13 protein-coding genes are annotated in these 16,704 nt (G+C 63.3%); 7 read left to right on the top strand and 6 right to left on the bottom strand.

The genetic code is table 11. The features are described 5' to 3' along the window. Positions 1-67: 67 nt before the first annotated feature. On the top strand, positions 68-355 hold the full coding sequence (locus NKI18_RS02745) for a nuclear transport factor 2 family protein (protein ID WP_352616501.1): 288 nt from the start codon (positions 68-70) through the stop codon (positions 353-355). 691 nt (positions 356-1,046) lie between these two features. Here NKI18_RS02745 and NKI18_RS02740 read toward each other — a convergent pair. From NKI18_RS02740 to NKI18_RS02725, 4 genes are all read right to left on the bottom strand, one after another. Continuing rightward, positions 1,047-3,296: a transglycosylase domain-containing protein gene (locus NKI18_RS02740; protein ID WP_352616503.1), complete on the bottom strand. Its 2,250-nt coding sequence runs from the start codon at positions 3,294-3,296 to the stop codon at positions 1,047-1,049. Between the two features lie 292 nt (positions 3,297-3,588). Then, positions 3,589-3,840 carry a hypothetical protein gene (locus NKI18_RS02735; RefSeq protein ID WP_352616505.1) on the bottom strand — a complete coding sequence of 84 codons (252 nt, stop codon included), beginning with the start codon at positions 3,838-3,840 and terminating at the stop codon, positions 3,589-3,591. 43 nt (positions 3,841-3,883) lie between these two features. Then, positions 3,884-4,504 (bottom strand): ribonuclease D, encoded by a 621-nt coding sequence (locus NKI18_RS02730; RefSeq protein WP_352616507.1) that lies wholly within the window; start codon positions 4,502-4,504, stop codon positions 3,884-3,886. A gap of 103 nt (positions 4,505-4,607) precedes the next feature. After that, the gene (locus NKI18_RS02725; protein WP_352616509.1) at positions 4,608-5,993 is read right to left on the bottom strand and encodes a M20/M25/M40 family metallo-hydrolase; all 1,386 of its coding nucleotides are present in this window, start codon (positions 5,991-5,993) and stop codon (positions 4,608-4,610) included. A gap of 450 nt (positions 5,994-6,443) precedes the next feature. Between NKI18_RS02725 and polA the strand changes: the two genes are divergently transcribed. Both polA and NKI18_RS02715 read left to right on the top strand, forming a co-directional pair. Next, complete coding sequence (gene polA / locus NKI18_RS02720; RefSeq protein WP_352616512.1) at positions 6,444-9,392, top strand: DNA polymerase I; 2,949 nt, start codon at positions 6,444-6,446, stop codon at positions 9,390-9,392. 292 nt (positions 9,393-9,684) lie between these two features. Then, positions 9,685-9,966: a type II toxin-antitoxin system RelE/ParE family toxin gene (locus NKI18_RS02715; protein WP_352448351.1), complete on the top strand. Its 282-nt coding sequence runs from the start codon at positions 9,685-9,687 to the stop codon at positions 9,964-9,966. A gap of 67 nt (positions 9,967-10,033) precedes the next feature. Here NKI18_RS02715 and NKI18_RS02710 read toward each other — a convergent pair whose 3' ends face one another. Beyond that, positions 10,034-10,438, bottom strand: coding sequence for a Fur family transcriptional regulator (locus NKI18_RS02710; RefSeq protein ID WP_352616515.1), 405 nt, complete (start codon positions 10,436-10,438; stop codon positions 10,034-10,036). A 211-nt stretch (positions 10,439-10,649) separates the two neighbouring features. Between NKI18_RS02710 and NKI18_RS02705 the strand changes: the two genes are divergently transcribed. The 3 genes from NKI18_RS02705 to NKI18_RS02695 all read left to right on the top strand — a co-directional run bounded on the left by NKI18_RS02705 (position 10,650) and on the right by NKI18_RS02695 (position 13,924). Further along, positions 10,650-12,851, top strand: a complete 2,202-nt coding sequence (locus NKI18_RS02705; protein ID WP_352616518.1) for a caspase family protein — start codon at positions 10,650-10,652, stop codon at positions 12,849-12,851. 102 nt (positions 12,852-12,953) lie between these two features. Then, the gene (locus tag NKI18_RS02700) at positions 12,954-13,334 is read left to right on the top strand and encodes a hypothetical protein (protein ID WP_031211345.1); all 381 of its coding nucleotides are present in this window, start codon (positions 12,954-12,956) and stop codon (positions 13,332-13,334) included. Continuing rightward, on the top strand, positions 13,331-13,924 hold the full coding sequence (locus NKI18_RS02695) for a hypothetical protein (RefSeq protein WP_352616520.1): 594 nt from the start codon (positions 13,331-13,333) through the stop codon (positions 13,922-13,924). Before NKI18_RS02700 ends, NKI18_RS02695 begins: the two co-directional genes overlap by 4 nt. Before the next feature lie 195 nt (positions 13,925-14,119). On the opposite strand, the gene NKI18_RS02690 is transcribed toward NKI18_RS02695, so the two are convergent. Further along, a complete protein-coding gene (locus NKI18_RS02690) occupies positions 14,120-15,202 on the bottom strand; it encodes a trypsin-like serine peptidase (protein ID WP_352616523.1) in 1,083 nt (360 codons plus the stop codon). Between the two features lie 391 nt (positions 15,203-15,593). On the opposite strand from NKI18_RS02690, the gene NKI18_RS02685 reads away from it, so the two are divergent. Then, positions 15,594-16,682, top strand: a complete 1,089-nt coding sequence (locus NKI18_RS02685) for a S1 family serine peptidase (RefSeq protein WP_352616526.1) — start codon at positions 15,594-15,596, stop codon at positions 16,680-16,682. Positions 16,683-16,704 lie beyond the last annotated feature (22 nt).

Here is a 16,704-nt window from a genome sequence, read left to right as displayed (position 1 = left end):
ACAGATAGCTCATCGTTGGTTGGATAGAAGCGAAGGATGGATTTGCATCATCGATCAGGAGAAAGCCATGGCACAACAAACCGCACTCGATATCGCCACCGCCTTTACCAAGGCCTGGACCAGCCATGATCTGGAGACGGCGGCGAACTATGTTGCCGACGATGTTGTGTTCGATGGCCCAATGCAGCGCTCGACCGGCAAGGACCCCTATTTGAAGGGCCTCACCAAGCTTTCGCAAGATGTGACCGGCGTCCGCGTGATTGCGGCGTTTGGGGACGAAAACCAGGCGCTGCTGATGTCGATCTGCTCACCGGCTCTTCCGGCACCCTGTCCTGCGCCAAGCATCTTACCATAAGCGACGGCAAGATCCGTCGCGACAAGCTGACCTTTGATTCCAGGCAACTGGGCAGCGCTAAGCCAAAGCCGAACTAGCGCCGGCTCAGCCGCTGTCAGAATGTCGAGGATCGGGGTCTGCCGCTTCTTGGCTGGGCCGCAGCTGGCGACGGTCAGCACAATCGTCTTTCTGGTGTCGGGTTCAGCCATTCGCGGTTTGTCGGCGCGTGATCTAGCCGAATATGTTGCGGTGGCGAGGGCCATTCGACGGCCGCGCGCATGCGCCGCGATGCCGAATAACGGACGATCTCTTCAATAACAGGTGGGGCACTCGTAGAGCATGCTGAGGTTTGAGAGGAACATGAGTACCGCTAAAACCCCCAGGACACTTAGAAATACGGTACGGGACCTCCAGAACACGCGCCCACTGAGCCAAGCCAAACCATATGGGATGGCAAGGCTGGCAATGAAGGCGCCGGTCATTCCACCTAGTCTCCCATCAAGAAGATATGCCGGCTCAGATCTGAGATTAGGTATCTGTCGGAACAAAATTGCACTTGCTGTTATGGCGATCAGCAACGCCCATTGTCCAAAGCTCAGACGGTTGAACCTACTAGCAGCTTCCATCGTTCGCCTTACCCGGCAATAGTCGACCAACTGATCAACTTATAGGCCGAATTTGTCAATCCCGATCAGTCCGATGGCTTTGACGTTCAGCCGCCTGTCAGAATGTCGAGGATCGAGGTCTGCCGCTTCTTGGCTGGGCCGCCGACATTGCCGGGCGGCACCGGGTGCTTGATCGATCCGGTGGTGCCGTCGACGCCCGGCATGGCAAGGCCGCCGGCATCGACCGTTTCGGCGGGCCGCACGGGACGCGATGGCGTCTCGGCACCCGGCGGTGGCGTCGATTGGCCGACGGAAGCGACCGGCGCCGGCGGCGCCGTAGCGGACGGTATGTCGTCCGGTACGATCGTGTCTGGCGGCGTCGACTTCCAGGTTCCGGGCAGCGGCGCCACCGGCACGCCCTCATGCGCCGCGACCATGAACTCATGCCAGGCCTGCGCCGGCAGCGCGCCACCGGTGACCTTCTTCATCGGGCTGCCGTCGTCGTTGCCGAACCACACGCCCGTGGTGAGATTGGCGGTATAGCCGATGAACCAGGCGTCGCGCGAGTTCTGGCTGGTGCCGGTCTTGCCGGCCGCCGGCCAGGCGAACGCCGCCTTCTTGGCCGTGCCGGTCTCGACCGTTCCGGTCATCATCGAGTTCATCATGCCGACAACATCGGCTTTGACGACGCGCGCCGCGCCGCCGCCATTGTTCTCGTAGAGCACCTTGCCGGCGGTTGTCGTCACGCGGCGGATGAAATGGATGTCCGGCTTGTAGCCGCCATTGGCGAAGGGAACATAGGCCGACGTCAGTTCCAGCGGCGTCACTTCCGAGGTGCCGAGCGCGATCGAGGTGTTGGCCGTCAGGTCGGACTGGATGCCCATGCGGTGCGCCGCCTCGACCACCGCACCCGGCCCGACTTCCATGGTCAGCTGCGCGGCCACCGAGTTCAGCGATTTCGCCAGCGCCGTCGCCAGCGTCACCTTGCCGAAATATTTGCCGCCGTAATTGTCGGGCGTCCAGCTGCCGATCTTGATCGGCGCGTCGTTGCGCACGCTGTCCGGCGTGCGGCCGGATTCCAGCGCCGCCATGTAGACGAACGGCTTGAACGCCGAGCCCGGCTGGCGCCGCGCTTCCGAGGCGCGGTCGAACTGGCTTGTCGAATAGTCATAGCCGCCGACCATGGCGCGCACCGCGCCGGAATTGTCGATGGAGACCAGCACGCCCTGGCTGACGTTGAGCTTCTTGCCGCTCTGGTCGATCAGCCGGCGGATCGATTGCTCGGCGAGTTTCTGCAGCGTCAGGTCGACGGTCGTGTCGACGACGATATCGCGGCGCACGTCGCCGATCAGGTCGGGCAGTTCTTCCATGATCGTATCGGCGACGTAGTTTTCCGAGCCGGTCCAGTAGGACGGCGCGCGTGTCGCCGGCGCGCTCATTGCCGTGGTCTGCTCCTTGGCGCTGATCTTGCCCTCGTCGCGCATCGCGGCGAGCACCAGCTGCGAGCGCTGCTCGGCCGCCTTCGGGTCGCGCGCCGGCGACAGCCGCGACGGCGCCTTGAGCAGGCCGGCGAGAAGGGCGGCCTCCGACAGCGTGACGTCACGCGCGCTCTTGCCGAAATAGCGGCGCGAGGCCGCTTCGACACCATAGGCGCCGGAGCCGAAATAAACCCGGTTGAGGTACATTTCGAGGATCTGGTCCTTCGTATGCTTGTGCTCCAGCCACAGCGCCAAGAGCACTTCCTGCACCTTGCGTTCCAGCGTGCGGTCCGGCGTCAGGAACAGGTTCTTGGCCAGCTGCTGGGTCAGCGTCGAGCCGCCCTGCGAAAAATGCCCGCCCAGCACATTGGTCACCATGGCCCGGGAAAGGCCGATCGGGTCGATGCCGAAATGCGAATAGAAGCGGCGGTCTTCGATGGCGATGACGGCCTCGGGAATATAGGGCGACATTTCGTGCAGGCCGACGGCCTCGCCGCCGCTCATGCCGCGATTGCCAAGCAGCTGGCCGTCGACCGAGACGATCTTGATGTTGGGGGCGCGGTCGGGAATGGCCCAGGTAGTGGCCGCCGGCATTTTCGCGCCGTAATAGACGACGATGCCGGCAGTGGCGATGCCGCCCCAGATGGCCAGCACGAAGCACCAGTAGAACAGCCGGGCAAGCACGCCGAACACGCCGCGCCGGCTTTTGCCGCGCCCGCCGCGTGGCGGCTTGGCCTTGGACGATTTGCGCTTTGCAGCGGCTTTTCGGTTGCTCGGCACGACGCGGTCCTCCTCGCTTACCGAAAAACCGGCCGAGGATCTCGCCCCCGGCGATGCCTCGAAGCTGGGCTCGATGCGGCTGTCTTTCCGGTTCGCCATGCGCTGTGCTGTCTTCCCCATGCCTATGGCGTTGGGGTTGAAGACTAGATGCGGCGGTTTAAAGGCGGGTTAAGTCGGGAAAAATCGAAATAAACTGTATTCAGTCGCTTGCCGAACGGCTGCGGCCCGCGACAGCGCCAAAGCCGGAAATGAAAAACCCGCCTCGGCGGGGCGGGTCGTTGGAGCCAATGAGCACCATAACGAAATTAGTAGCATAGCTGCCGGCACAAAGCAAGAACAAAATATGCTTTGCCTCAGAATAATCACTTCAGTTCGGCGGTTGCGACAACCCTCAGTCGTCGGCATCCGCATCGTCGGAGGCCGGCCGCCAGCTGATCGGTTCGATCTTCCTTTGCGTATGGCCGTCAGTATAGGTCCACCAGCCGGCATCGCTTTCGTCCCAGTCGCCGCCGGCCGCCTTCAGCCGGTCGAGCGAACGGTATTGCGCGATGCTCTCGTTGATCACGCCGTCGCTGTCCTGCCAGTAGACGGTGACCTTGGAGCCGTCCTTCGGTGCCGTTTCGATTGGTTTTCGCGCAGCCATTTCAGTTCCTCCCGGCCGACGGCGTTAAAGTGCCAGAAGGCCATCAGCTGTGGGCGAAGATGTCCTCCTCACCCCAGCCCATCAGGTCGAGTTTCGCACGCGTCGGCAGGAAGCGGAAGCAGGCGTCGGCCTCCCTGGTCCGGTTGTCGCGCGCCAGCCGCGCGCTCAGTACGTCGCGCAGCCGGTGCAAATAGAGCACGTCGGAGGCGGCATATTCGAGCTGCTCGGGCGACAGCGTCTCGGCGGCCCAGTCCGACGATTGCTGCGCCTTCGACAGGCCGATCCCGAGAAGCTCGAAGCAGATGTCCTTCAGCCCGTGCCGGTCGGTGTAGGTGCGCGTCAGCCGCGACGCGATCTTGGTGCAGAACACCGGCTCCGGCATGACGCCGAAGGCGTTGTAGAGCACGGCGAGATCGAAGCGGCCGTAATGAAAAAGCTTGGTGATGCTGCGGTTCTTGAGCAGGCTGACGAGGTTCGGCGCCTTCTTCTGGCCGGGTGCGATCTGGATGACGTCGGCCGAGCCGTCGCCCGGCGAGATCTGCACGACGCAGAGCCGGTCGCGATGCGGGTTCAGCCCCAGCGTCTCGGTGTCGATGGCGACCGCCCCGACATCGTAATGCAGCAGGCCGGGCAGATCGTTTTTGTGGAAACGTATGTCGCTCATCGTCTTCTCCGGTCGCGGCCCCGTGCAGCGATGCGCGACAGACCATGCCCGTCCTTGCCGCGATCCGGCGAAAAATCAACAAAAACTTGAGTCTGGCGCAATTTCAGCGTGTCAGCGCCTCGAGAATGCGCGCCCAGGAGCGCTGGCCCTTGTGGAAGGAGCTCATCTCGTACTTCTCGTTCGGCGAGTGGATGCGGTCGTCGTCGAGGCCGAAACCGACCAGCAGCGATTCCATGCCGAGATAAGTCTGGAAATCGCCGACCACCGGGATCGAGCCGCCGCTGCCGGTCACCACCGCCGGCTTCGGCCATTCGTCGGACAGCGCCTGCTTGGCCTTGGCGAGGAAGGGCGAGTCGTAGGACAGCTGGATCGCCGGCGAGCCGCCGTGCGGGTGGAATTCGACCGAGCAGTCGGCCGGAACGCGCTGCCTGACGAATGCCTGGAAGGCGGCGCGGATTTTTTCCGGATCCTGTTTGTGGACCAGGCGGAAGGAGACTTTTGCCGAGGCTTGCGCGGCGATCACCGTCTTGAAGCCCTTGCCGGTATAGCCGCCGATAATGCCGTTGAACTCGGCCGTCGGTCGCGCCCAGGTGAGCTCGAGCACCGAGCGGCCCTTTTCGCCGGACGGAATCGACAGGCCGATCGGGCCGAGGAAGGTCTCGGCCGTCTCGCCGAGCGACAGCCACGACTGCAATATCTGCGACGGCGTTTCCTCGACGCCGTCATAAAAACCCGGGATGGTGACGTGGCCATCCGCATCGTGGATGTCGGCCAGGATCTTTGCCAGGATGCGGATCGGATTGGCGGCCGCACCGCCATAGAGCCCGGAATGCAGGTCGCGGTCGGCGGCAGTCACCGTGATCTCCTCGCCGACCAGCCCGCGCAGCGAGACGCAGATCGACGGCGTATCGCGGTCCCACATGCCGGTGTCGCAGACCAGCGCGAAATCGGCCTTGAGCTCATCCGCATTCGTCTCGAGAAACGGCTTCAGCGACGGCGATCCGGACTCCTCCTCGCCCTCGAACAGGATTGTGATTCGGCACGGCAATCCGCCATGCACCTGCTTCCACGCGCGGCAGGCCTCGACGAAGATCATCAGCTGGCCCTTGTCGTCGGCCGCGCCGCGGCCGGTGATCACCTTGTGGCCGGGCTCGATCTCCCTGACCGCCGGCGCGAACGGGTCGCTTTCCCACAGCTCGATCGGATCGACCGGCTGGACGTCGTAATGGCCGTAAAACAGCAGATGCGGCGCGCCCGCCGGCCCGTCGTGATGCGCGACCACCATCGGATGCCCCGGCGTGTCGCGCACGCTGGCGTCGAAGCCGATCAGCTTGAGCTCGTCGACCAGCCATTCGGCGGCCTTGCGGCAGTCGGCGGCGTAGTCCGGATCGGTGGAGATCGACTTGATGCCGAGCAGGCCGAACAGGCGTTCGAGGCTCTGGTCGAAGTTCTTGTCGAGGCGGTCGAGGACGGGGGAAACTGCTGACATCTGGCGGGGCCTTTCGATTCTGGCGGCGAATCTAGGGCCCATGCGGCGAAACGGAAAGCCCGCGACCGTTAGGCCACAAGGCAGGATCTTGTCGAAAGGCAAAAAAATGCCGCCGTGGTGGAGGGGAACCACGGCGGCCTTTTACTCGAAACGATGCGGCAGCCCGGAGAGGGGGGATAGGCTGCCGCAAGTGTCCGGGATAGGCGGGGGACGGGCCTTGCTCCGGACTTCGGCGAAAACTGCCGATGGCGTTTATCTGTGTCTGCGAACGTGGCGATTCAAGGGCACAAAAATTACACTTTTGTAACATAGGCGTGAGCGAACAAAGCTCCGGCCAGGCCGCCAGGGCCGGCCAAGCTCGCACACCATTTGTCAGGGTGTTGCCGGAACCCTTGGCGCAAGCCGCCTTTGGCATGGACCGCGGCGCTGCGCCGCGCTATCCCTCGTGCCATGAAAAAAGGCGATCATCTCTTCCTTGTCGACGGCTCCGGCTACATCTTCCGTGCCTATCACGCGCTCCCGCCGCTGTCCCGCAAGTCCGACGGGCTGCCGACCAGTGCCGTGCTCGGCTTCTGCAACATGGTCTGGAAGCTGACGCAGGACGCCCGCAACACCGATGTCGGCATCGTGCCGACGCATTTCGCCGTGATTTTCGACTATTCGTCGAAGACCTTCCGCAACGACCTCTACCCCGACTACAAGGCCAACCGCTCGGCGCCGCCGGAAGATTTGATCCCGCAATTCGGCCTGATCCGCCAGGCGACCAGGGCCTTCAACCTGCCATGCCTTGAGACGGAAGGCTACGAGGCCGACGATTTGATCGCCACCTATTGCCGGCTTGCCTGCGAAGCCGGCGCCGACACCACCATCATCTCTTCCGACAAGGACTTGATGCAACTGGTCGGCCCAACGGTTGCCATGTACGACCCGATGAAGGACCGCCAGATCGGCGTTCCCGAGGTGATCGAGAAATGGGGTGTGCCGCCACAAAAAATGATCGACCTCCAGGCGCTGACCGGCGATTCGGTCGATAATGTGCCGGGCGTGCCCGGCATCGGGCCGAAGACGGCAGCGCAATTGCTCGAACAGTTCGGCGACCTCGACACGCTGCTCGCCCGCGCCGGCGAGATCAAGCAGGACAAGCGGCGCGAATCGATCATCGCCAATGCCGACAAGGCGCGCATCTCGCGTGACCTGGTGACGCTGAAGAACGACGTGCCGGTGACCGAGGGGCTCGACGAGTTCGTGTTGCACGCGCCGGACGGTCCCAGGCTGATCGGCTTTCTCAAGACCATGGAATTCTCGACGCTGACCCGCCGCGTGGCCGAAGCGACCGGAACCGACGCGGGCGACGTTCCAGCCACCCCCGTCACGATTGAGCGTGCCGATACCGCGCATGGCCCCGATATGGGTTTTGGCGCGCCCGCGGCCGCCGAGAGCGCACCGCCGTCGGACGAAGCGGCACTCGAAGCCCCGGCCGCAGCCAAGCAAGGCGACACCCCATCCCTGCTTTCGGCGCTTCGCCTGGAGGCTGCCACCGCCCGCAAGATCGACACCAGCGCCTACGCCTGCATCCGCGACGCCGCGACGCTGAAGGCCTGGATCGCCGAGGCGATAGAGAGAGGCATCGTCGCCTTCGACGTTAAGACGTCCTCGCCCGATCCGATGCAGGCCGAACTGATCGGCCTTGCCATGGCCGTCGCGCCCGGCCACGCCGCCTACGTGCCGCTTGCTCACAAAAACGGCAATGGCGACCTGCTCGGCAGCGGCGCGGTCGAAAACCAGATCCCGATCCGCGACGCGCTGGCGTTGCTCAAGCCGCTGCTCGAGGACAAATCCGTCCTCAAGATCGTGCACGACATGAAATACCGCCTTGTCGTCATGAGCCGTCACGGCATCGAGGTCGGCCCCTATGACGACACCATGCTGATCTCCTACGTGCTCGAGGCCGGCACCCACGGTGGCCATGGCCTGGAGGCGCTGGCCGATAAATGGCTCGGCCACGCGACCATTCCGCTGAAGGAACTGGCCGGTTCGGGAAGAAGCTTCGTCGGCCTCGATCAGGCCGACCTCGGCAAGGCGACGGCTTACGGGGCCGAGCACGCCGACGTCGCGCTCAGGCTCTGGCAGGTGCTGAAGCCACGGCTTGCCGCCAAGGGCCTGGTCTCGGTCTATGAACGGCTGGAACGGCCGTTGGTGCCGGTCCTGGCACGGATGGAGCAGCGCGGCATCTCCGTCGACCGGCAGATCCTGTCGCGGCTCTCCGGCGAACTGGCACAGGGTGCCGCACGGCTTGAGGACGATATCTACCAGCTGGTCGGCGAACGCATCAACATCGGCTCGCCAAAACAGCTCGGCGACATCCTGTTCGGCAGGATGGGTCTGCCCGGCGGTTCAAAAACCAAGACCGGCCAGTGGTCGACCTCGGCGCAGCTTCTCGAAGACCTCGCCGCCGAAGGCCACGAATTGCCACGCAAGATCGTCGACTGGCGCCAGCTGACCAAGCTGAAATCGACCTATACCGATGCGCTGCCCGGCTTCATCCATCCCGACACCAAGCGCGTCCACACCTCCTACGCGCTTGCCGCGACGACGACCGGGCGGCTGTCGTCCTCGGATCCCAATCTGCAGAACATTCCGGTACGCACCGTGGAGGGGCGAAAGATCAGGACGGCCTTCATCGCCGACAAGGGCAACAAGCTGGTTTCCGCCGACTACAGCCAGATCGAATTGCGCGTGCTCGCCCACGTCGCCGAAATCCCGCAGCTCAAGCAGGCCTTCGCCGATGGCGCCGACATCCACGCCATCACCGCGTCTGAAATGTTCAACGTGCCGGTCGAGGGTATGCCTTCAGAAGTGCGCCGCCGTGCCAAGGCGATCAATTTCGGCATCATCTACGGCATTTCGGCCTTTGGCCTCGCCAACCAGCTGTCGATCGCGCGCGAGGAAGCCGGCGACTACATCAAGAAATATTTCGAGCGCTTCCCCGGCATCCGCGACTATATCGATGCGACCAAGGCCTATGCCCGCGAGCACGGCTTCGTCGAGACCATTTTCGGCCGCCGCATCCACTATCCGGAAATCAGATCGTCAAATCCTTCGGTCCGGGCGTTCAACGAGCGCGCCTCGATCAACGCACGCCTGCAGGGCACCGCGGCCGACATCATCCGCCGCGCCATGATCCGTATGGACGAGGCGCTGGAAAAAGCCAGGCTTTCCGCCCGCATGCTGCTGCAGGTGCATGACGAACTGGTCTTCGAGACGGTCGAAGCCGAGGTCGAGGCGACGATCCCGGTCGTCTGCCACGTCATGGAGAACGCCGCCATGCCGGCGGTGTCGATGTCGGTGCCGCTGCACGTCGACGCCCGCGCCGCCAACAACTGGGAAGAGGCGCATTAAGGAGGGCCACAGAGCCATGTTCGGTTCAAGGTTCACGAGCAGCAGCGGTATGCTATAGTGCCCGTATGATCACCAAGGCACTTGAGAATCTGGTAAGGCATGCGGAAGCTTGGCCTCGCGAAGACCAGGAGGAGCTTGCCGACTATGCCCGCGTCATCGAGGCGCGGCGGACTGGCGTGTATGCGACGTCGGAATCAGAGCGCAGCGCGGTCACAGCGGGCCTAGCAGAGGCCGATCACGGCACTTTCGTAGATGAGGATACCGTTCGCGCGGCCGACACCCGCCGCAGGCTATGAAGGTCCGATTTACGCGGCAAGCCTTTGCCGAACGCGAGGCGATTTTCAACTACCTCGAAGAGCGGGCGCCTCAGGGCGCCCTTTCAGTCATTTCTCGGATCCACGCTGGGATTTCGCGACTTGCCGAATTTCCCGAAAGCGGTCACGCAACCGACATCCCTGGCGTTCGCGTCCTCTTCATAGGCCGCTACCCTTATAAGGTCTTCTATCGTGCCCGTGCCGACGCAATTGAGATCCTGCACATCCGGCATACCTCAAGGAGACCCTTTCCCTACTGAGCCGATCCGGGAACACCCGGCGAGGGCTCGGAAAACCTTGCTCCGCCTTCGCCGCGTTGCTCCGGCCTCAAGCCGCTTCAGCCAAACACTTTGCACAAGTCCCACGGAATTCGATCACCGCCTTCTTGGCGGCGAAGCCGGTCGAGCGCACCCACTCGTCGAGCCGGTGGCCGACATCGTCGTCGGAGAACTCGGTCACCTGGCCGCAGGTGTCGCAGATGGCAAACGCCGTCATCGAATGGCTGTGGTCGTGCGGCTCGGCACAGGCGACGAAGGAATTGAGGCTTTCGAGCCTGTGCACGAAGCCGGATTTCACCAGCGTGTCGAGCGCCCGGTAGACCTGCAGCGGCGCGCGAAAACCGCGCTCGCGCAGTTGGTCGAGCAACGTATAGGCGCTGAGCGGGCCGCTGGCGGCCTCGAGCTTCTCGAGAACGCAAAGCTGGTTCTTCGTCAGTACATCCCTTGCCGCCATGATCCTGTTCCAAGCCGCTCCGTGCCGATCGCTGCCATTTCGCAAGCAGTCGGACCTCTTCCACTGAGATAGCGACGAACTGCCATTTTTGCTACTGTTTCTATTCGCAGCCGGTGGTCGGCTGGCCGGCGGCGCCATATTCAAAATACTGACAAAATCCTCGGCCAGGCTGGCCGTGCTTGGAAATTCGATCGGGCTTGGGGAAGCAATCATGATCAAAGTGACGCGGCGGACGCTGCTTGCCGGCACGTCCGCGCTGGCCGCTGCCGGCCTGGTGCCGTTTCGGGCATTCGCAGCGGCGCGCACCTACCATGCGCTGCTTGTTGCCTGCACCGATTACCCGAACCTGCCGAAGAAAAACTGGCTGATCGGACCGAAAAACGATGCCGGCCTGGTGCGCGATTACCTCCTGGGGAACACGCCCGCGCCGGTGAAGTTTTCAGCCGAGAACGTCACGCTGCTCGCCAAGGATGTCGAAGGCGCCAACGGACCGCCGACACATGCGGCGATCAAGGCGGCGTTGGCCGATCTTGCCGCCAAGGTCCAGCGCGACGATTTCGTCTACCTGCATTTGTCCGGTCACGGCGCGCAGCAGCCGGCAGCGAACAAGGGCGACGAGACGGACGGCCTCGACGAGATTTTCTTGCCGTCCGACATCGACAAATGGGTGAACCGCGAAAAGGGCGTGCCCAATGCGCTGGTCGACAACGAGATCGGCACCGCGCTCGACGCTATTCGCGACAAGGGCGCCTTTATCTGGGCCGTGTTCGACTGCTGCCATTCCGGCACGGCGACGCGCGCCGCCGAGGTCGACGACGAGTTGGAACGCAAGGTCGAGTTCGCCGATCTGGTCGGCGGCGACGACGCTGCCAGGGCGGCTGCAGTGAGAGCCTATGACGAGATTGCGTCGGCCGCGCCGCGCGGCTTTGAGGAGGACGGGCAGCGCAAGCCGGCCTTCAAGCTGACGCCGACCGGCGCCGAGCCGACCACCAAGGGCAAATTGGTCGCCTTCTACGCGGCGCAGACGGTGGAGACGACGCCCGAGATGCCGCTGCCCAAGGGCACGGCCGATGCACCGCGTTTCGGGCTGTTCACCTTCACCATCCTGTCGAAACTGGCCGAGAACCCCAACATCACCTATCGCCAGCTCGGCCAGGCCGTGCTGCAGCAATATTCGGCGGACGGCCGCACCCGGCCAACGCCGCTGTTCGAAGGGGAACTCGACGCCCGCGTCTTCGGCACCGACAAGACCGAGGCGGTCATGCAATGGCCGATCGTCATCGAGAACGACAAAGCCACGATCGGCGCCGGACTGCTGCATCGCCTCACCCCAGGCAGCAGGCTCGCAATATTGCCGTCGGCGCTGTCGCCGCTGTCCGAGGCGCTTGGCTATCTCCAGGTTCAGTCGGCGAAAAACCTGGAAAGCCGGGTCAAGCCGGTCGAGTTCGGCGGCAAGCCGGCGCTCAAGCTGGCCGACATCCCCGCCAATGCCTATGCGCGACTGGCCGAGCTCGCCGTCGACTACAAGCTCGTGGTCGCGCGGCCGGCAGCGGCCAAAGGCCTCGAGAAAGTGGCCGCGCTGGCGAACTCGGTTCTCGACGAACTGGCGGCCAGGGAGAGCTCAGGGTTCCACATCGCGCTGGTCGAGCCGGGCAAGAGCGCAGATCTGCGTCTCGCAGTGCTGCGCGAGAACGCCATTGCCGGCGCCGCAGAAGATGCCACCGACGCGCCGGCGCTGTGGTTCCTGCCGGCTTCGGGCGACATGACGCTCAAGGGCGGCAGCAAGCCGCCGTTGATCATCATTCATCCGGACGGCCGCGAAAAGTTGATCGAGGCCGCCGCAGGGAATCTGACGAAAATCTTCCGCGCCATCGGACTGTCGAGGCTGGCCGCCGCTTCCGATTATCGGCCGGAAGAGGTCAGCGTCGAGTTCCGGATCAAGCGTTTTGACAGCGACACGCTGCAGCCGATCGAACCGTCGACGGTGCCGCGTGTTTCGCCCGACGATCAGGTCCACGTGCTGGCCAGGAATGGTTCGACCAACCTGGTCGACATCAACGTGCTCTATGTCGGCTCCGACTATTCCATCCAGCATTTTCTTGCCGAGCGCCTGACCGAAGGCGCCGTGCTCGAGGAAGGCCTGTTCAAATTCACCGACACCAGCTTCGGCATGGAGCGGATGATCGCCGTCTTGACCGAGGCGCCGCCGCAGAGCGAGAAGCAGGATCTGAGTTTCCTGGCGCAAGAGGGGGTTATCTCGGTAACGCGCGGACTTGGACAGCCAAGCTTCGCCGATATGCTGGCCGATATCGGCATGGCGCCGGCGACGCGTTCGGCCATGCGGCTCACCGACGACAAGGGATCGAAGGGCGCCGTGATGATCTTCCCGATGGAGACGGTGCCGCGCGCCTGAGGCGCGGTCAGGTGCCCGGCCGGGCCTCTTGCCTAATCGGCTGATAATGAACATTCTTCGACCGCCGCTGTCGGCGGCCGAACGGAACGGATGAGGGCGTTCGTGAACAGAATCGTATTTTCGTGGCGCGCAACAACCGCCGGCCTTGTCGCCGGGCTGTTGCTGGCCGCGAATGCTTCGGCGGACGAGGCTTGCGGCCTCTGCGCCAAGGAGGTCGTCATCAATTCCGAACTGGCGAGTTGCTTTCTCGACCAGTACGACCAGATCGCCAAAACCGGCAACGCCGCCGTCGTCGTCGATCTCAGCAGTTGCACCTCACGCGGCGTGGTCGAACCATTGCCGTCGCCGGGCAAGGCGCAGGTGGCGCCTGACGTGCAGTTCATCGTTTCGCGGGCGCAGCTGGATTGCCTGAAGAAGAAGCTGGAGGCGCCGGGCATCGTGCTCGACCCGTCCGCCACCATAGAACTGGACAGCTGCGGATGACGAAAGCGGGGGGCAACGCAACGCAGCAGGCAGTGACGGCGCCGGTACCGCAAAAGAAGCCGGTGTCGCTGCCGGAAACCGTCGAAGGCCTGCCGTGGGTGAGCAATCACGAGGTCAAGAAGGAGGCGAACCCGTTCACCGATCGCGACTGGCGCATGCTCGTCTATGCCTGGTCCGGATTGCTGGTGCGCCTGGCGATCATCTTTACCTTGATCTTTTCGGTCTACCAGTTCCTGGCGAACCAGGAGCAGAAGCGCGTCGAGCAAACGATGTCGCTGGTCGAGCTCTTGGAAAGCAAGGATTACCAACAGGCGCAACGGGCCTTCAAGCAACGCCTGGCGGCGCTCAACGCCAAATACGGCAATCTGCTCAGTGCCAATCCGACGCCGACCGAGGAACAGGTGTTCAGACAGCGCATCGGCATCGAAGCGATGAGCGCAACCGGCGGCGACATGCCGCTTGCCGAGTTCAGCGACAATTTCGACCGCATCGTCTATTTCCTCAACCGCCTTTCCTTCTGCGTCGAAGGCAGGCTGTGCTCGCGTGAGGTCGCCGACTCCTATTTCCGCGACTATGCCGCTTCGTTCTGAAGCTATTTTGCCGGCTATATCGACAAGGAACGCAAGGCCGGTTCGCCGACTTTCGCCCAGCCGATCGAGAACTATGTCCGCCAGGCGCCACCCTCGGCCCAGTCCAGATAATTCCCGAAAATGCGAAAGCCGGCGACGGAAATGCTCCGCCGCCGGCAGGTTTTCCGCGACGATCGCGGCCGAAATTCTGCAGGCCTATTTGTACAGGCTGTTGATCCACTGGACGTTGATGGCGTTCAGACGCACGGCTGTGTTGGCATCCGGGCTCTCGGCCACGTTCACGCCGGTGATGACGCGCTGCTTGGAGCCATTGTCATAGGCGTAGACCGAGCTGCCGCTCGATCCTGGATAAGTGTCGCAGTCGTACTGGAAATACTCGGTGGCGATGTGTTCGGCGAGCACTTCGCAGGTCGCCTTCCACATCGTGCCCATCGGCTTGTCGCCGGGATAGCCGACGATGTTGGCGGTGAAGTCGCCAAGATCCACGTAATTGGCATAGCCCAGCCAGCCGAGATTGGTGCCGACATCCTGTTTCAGGGTGACGATGCCGAGATCCCACGGCACGACCGAGCCGTAAAAGCCCTGGTAATTGTCGATGAAGCCCTGGACGATATAGGCGCTTTCATAGGTGAAGGCGCCGAACGGTGCGTCGTCGGCGGTCTTGCCATTGAGAGCCGGGACGAACAGGATGTCGTCCAGCCAGGCCTTGTCTTCGTGGCTGTAGAGGCAGTGCGCCGCGGTGAGCACCGTGCGCGGGCCGATCAGCGTCGCCGAGCAGCTGCCATAGCTGCCGCTCTTCGATTTGCCTTCGAGGTAGCCGATCGCGGTGAACGGGTAGGTTTTGGTATTCTTGATCTGCTCGCGGTCGTCCGTGCCGAACACCTGGCGGCCGGCCTCTTCGCCTCCGCTCAGTCCGGAATTGTCGGACTTCTGCCCGTCGGCGGGCGCGTTCATTTCCTTGATGACAAGGTCCTTCAGCGTCTCGTTCGGATCGATCTTGATGTCCTTGCCATCGGCGGAGCGGCCGACGATGCCATAGGATTTGACGGCTGTTGCTTCGTCGGTGAGCGGCGCGGCGCGGTTGGCCTCGTCCTCGGTCAGTTTCGGCGGGGCGATCGGTTTCGCCCGGCCAGGCTTGTAATCGCCCGATGTCACATCCCGCATGCTTTCGCCGTTGCCGGCATTGGCGGAACCTGGATCGGCTGCCAAGGCAGGAACCGCCCACATTGCGGTGGAAAGCAACGCGGACGCAATAATGCACTGTGTCAGTTTTGTCATGGTGAGACTCTCCCAAAAGTCAGCAAGGACTGGATCAAGATACAGAAATATTGTCGAGATCGTGGTGGCGCAGAAAAATGAAATTGGTTACCGGTGCCTTTACCGGGCCATTATTCAGTGCAGCCAGTTTAGGTCCCCGCCAAAAATGCCTGCAACGGTATACTGCCTAAAATAATCCAACATTGGCAACGACTAATTGCTTCCACATAGCCCGTGGGGGGCTATAGGATTTTGGGCGGGTTTGGCTCGACAGCACGACTAGCAGAAATGGTGCTCGGCTTTGTGACGGATCATGCTTCGCCGTGGAGCATGATCTCACCGGCCGGTTCCATTTCAGTGGATCATGCGTCGGCGACTGACCTGTCGGGAACATCGTCTCAGGGGGTTCGAGGTGAAGATCATCCATAGGTTCAGACCGATTGCCGCCGCCGCACTGCTCGGCATCGCGGCGGCCTTGCCGGCCGTCAATTCCGTTCATGCCACGGACGCGGCCGCCCGGCCGGAGGCGGCGATCTCGCCGATGAAACGCGTGGCCAAGGCCAGGGCCAAGGCCAAGGCGGAGAACCCCGACGGCGCCGATCGCGTCTACGGCGGCAAAGAGGCCGAGAAGGGCGCTTACCCGTTCCAGGTGGCATTGTTGACCACCAACAGACTGGACAAAAGCCCGGCCTCGCAGGCGAATGCGCAGTTCTGCGGCGGCAGCCTGATCGCGCCGCAATGGGTGCTGACGGCGGCGCACTGCCTCAATGACGACGGCGGGCCGATTTCGCCTGATGTGGTCACCGTGCTCACCGGCGCCACCGATCTCAGCGAGGGCAAGCGCTACAAGGCGGCGGAGATCATCGTCAACGAGGGCTATAGCGAGCAGACGCTGGACAACGATCTCGGCTTGATCCGGCTGGCCGCGCCGGCCGATGCCCCGACCATCAAAATTGCCCGTGAGCCGACACCGGACACCGGGAAGACGACGGTCACCGGTTGGGGCAAGATGCAGGACGGAACGTTTCCCACCGCGCTGATGGTCGCCGACCTGGACCTCCAGCCGAACGCAACCTGCAACAGCGGCATCAAGGCGATTTATGCGCATGATTTGAAGGCAGCGCTCGGCGAGCTCGCCCGCCGCATGCGTTACTCGGAAAGGGGCATCGAGGCGGCTGCCAACGCGATTGCAGCCGACATGGCCGATCCGCTGACCGGCAACATGATCTGCGCCGGCACCGCAAGCGGCGAGCGCGACGCCTGCAACGGCGACAGCGGCGGACCGCTGTTCATGACCGGTGCCGATGGTCCGGTGCAGGTCGGCGTCGTCAGCTGGGGCGAAGGTCCGGCCGACGGCAGCACCGCCTGCGGCCACAAGAACGCCTACGGCATCTACACGCGGCTGGCCAATTACACCGGCTGGATCGAGGAGAAGATGAGGACGGCAGCGCCCGCAGCGCCCAAAGCCCTCGGCACGGCGCAGAAGCCCGCCACGCCCTGACCGGTGTCATTTGCTGAATGAC

Source organism: Mesorhizobium sp. M0800, assembly GCF_040320095.1.
Taxonomy (GTDB): domain Bacteria; phylum Pseudomonadota; class Alphaproteobacteria; order Rhizobiales; family Rhizobiaceae; genus Mesorhizobium.
The sequence above is the reverse complement of the archived record's forward strand: the minus strand, read 5'-3'. Positions and strand labels throughout refer to the sequence as shown.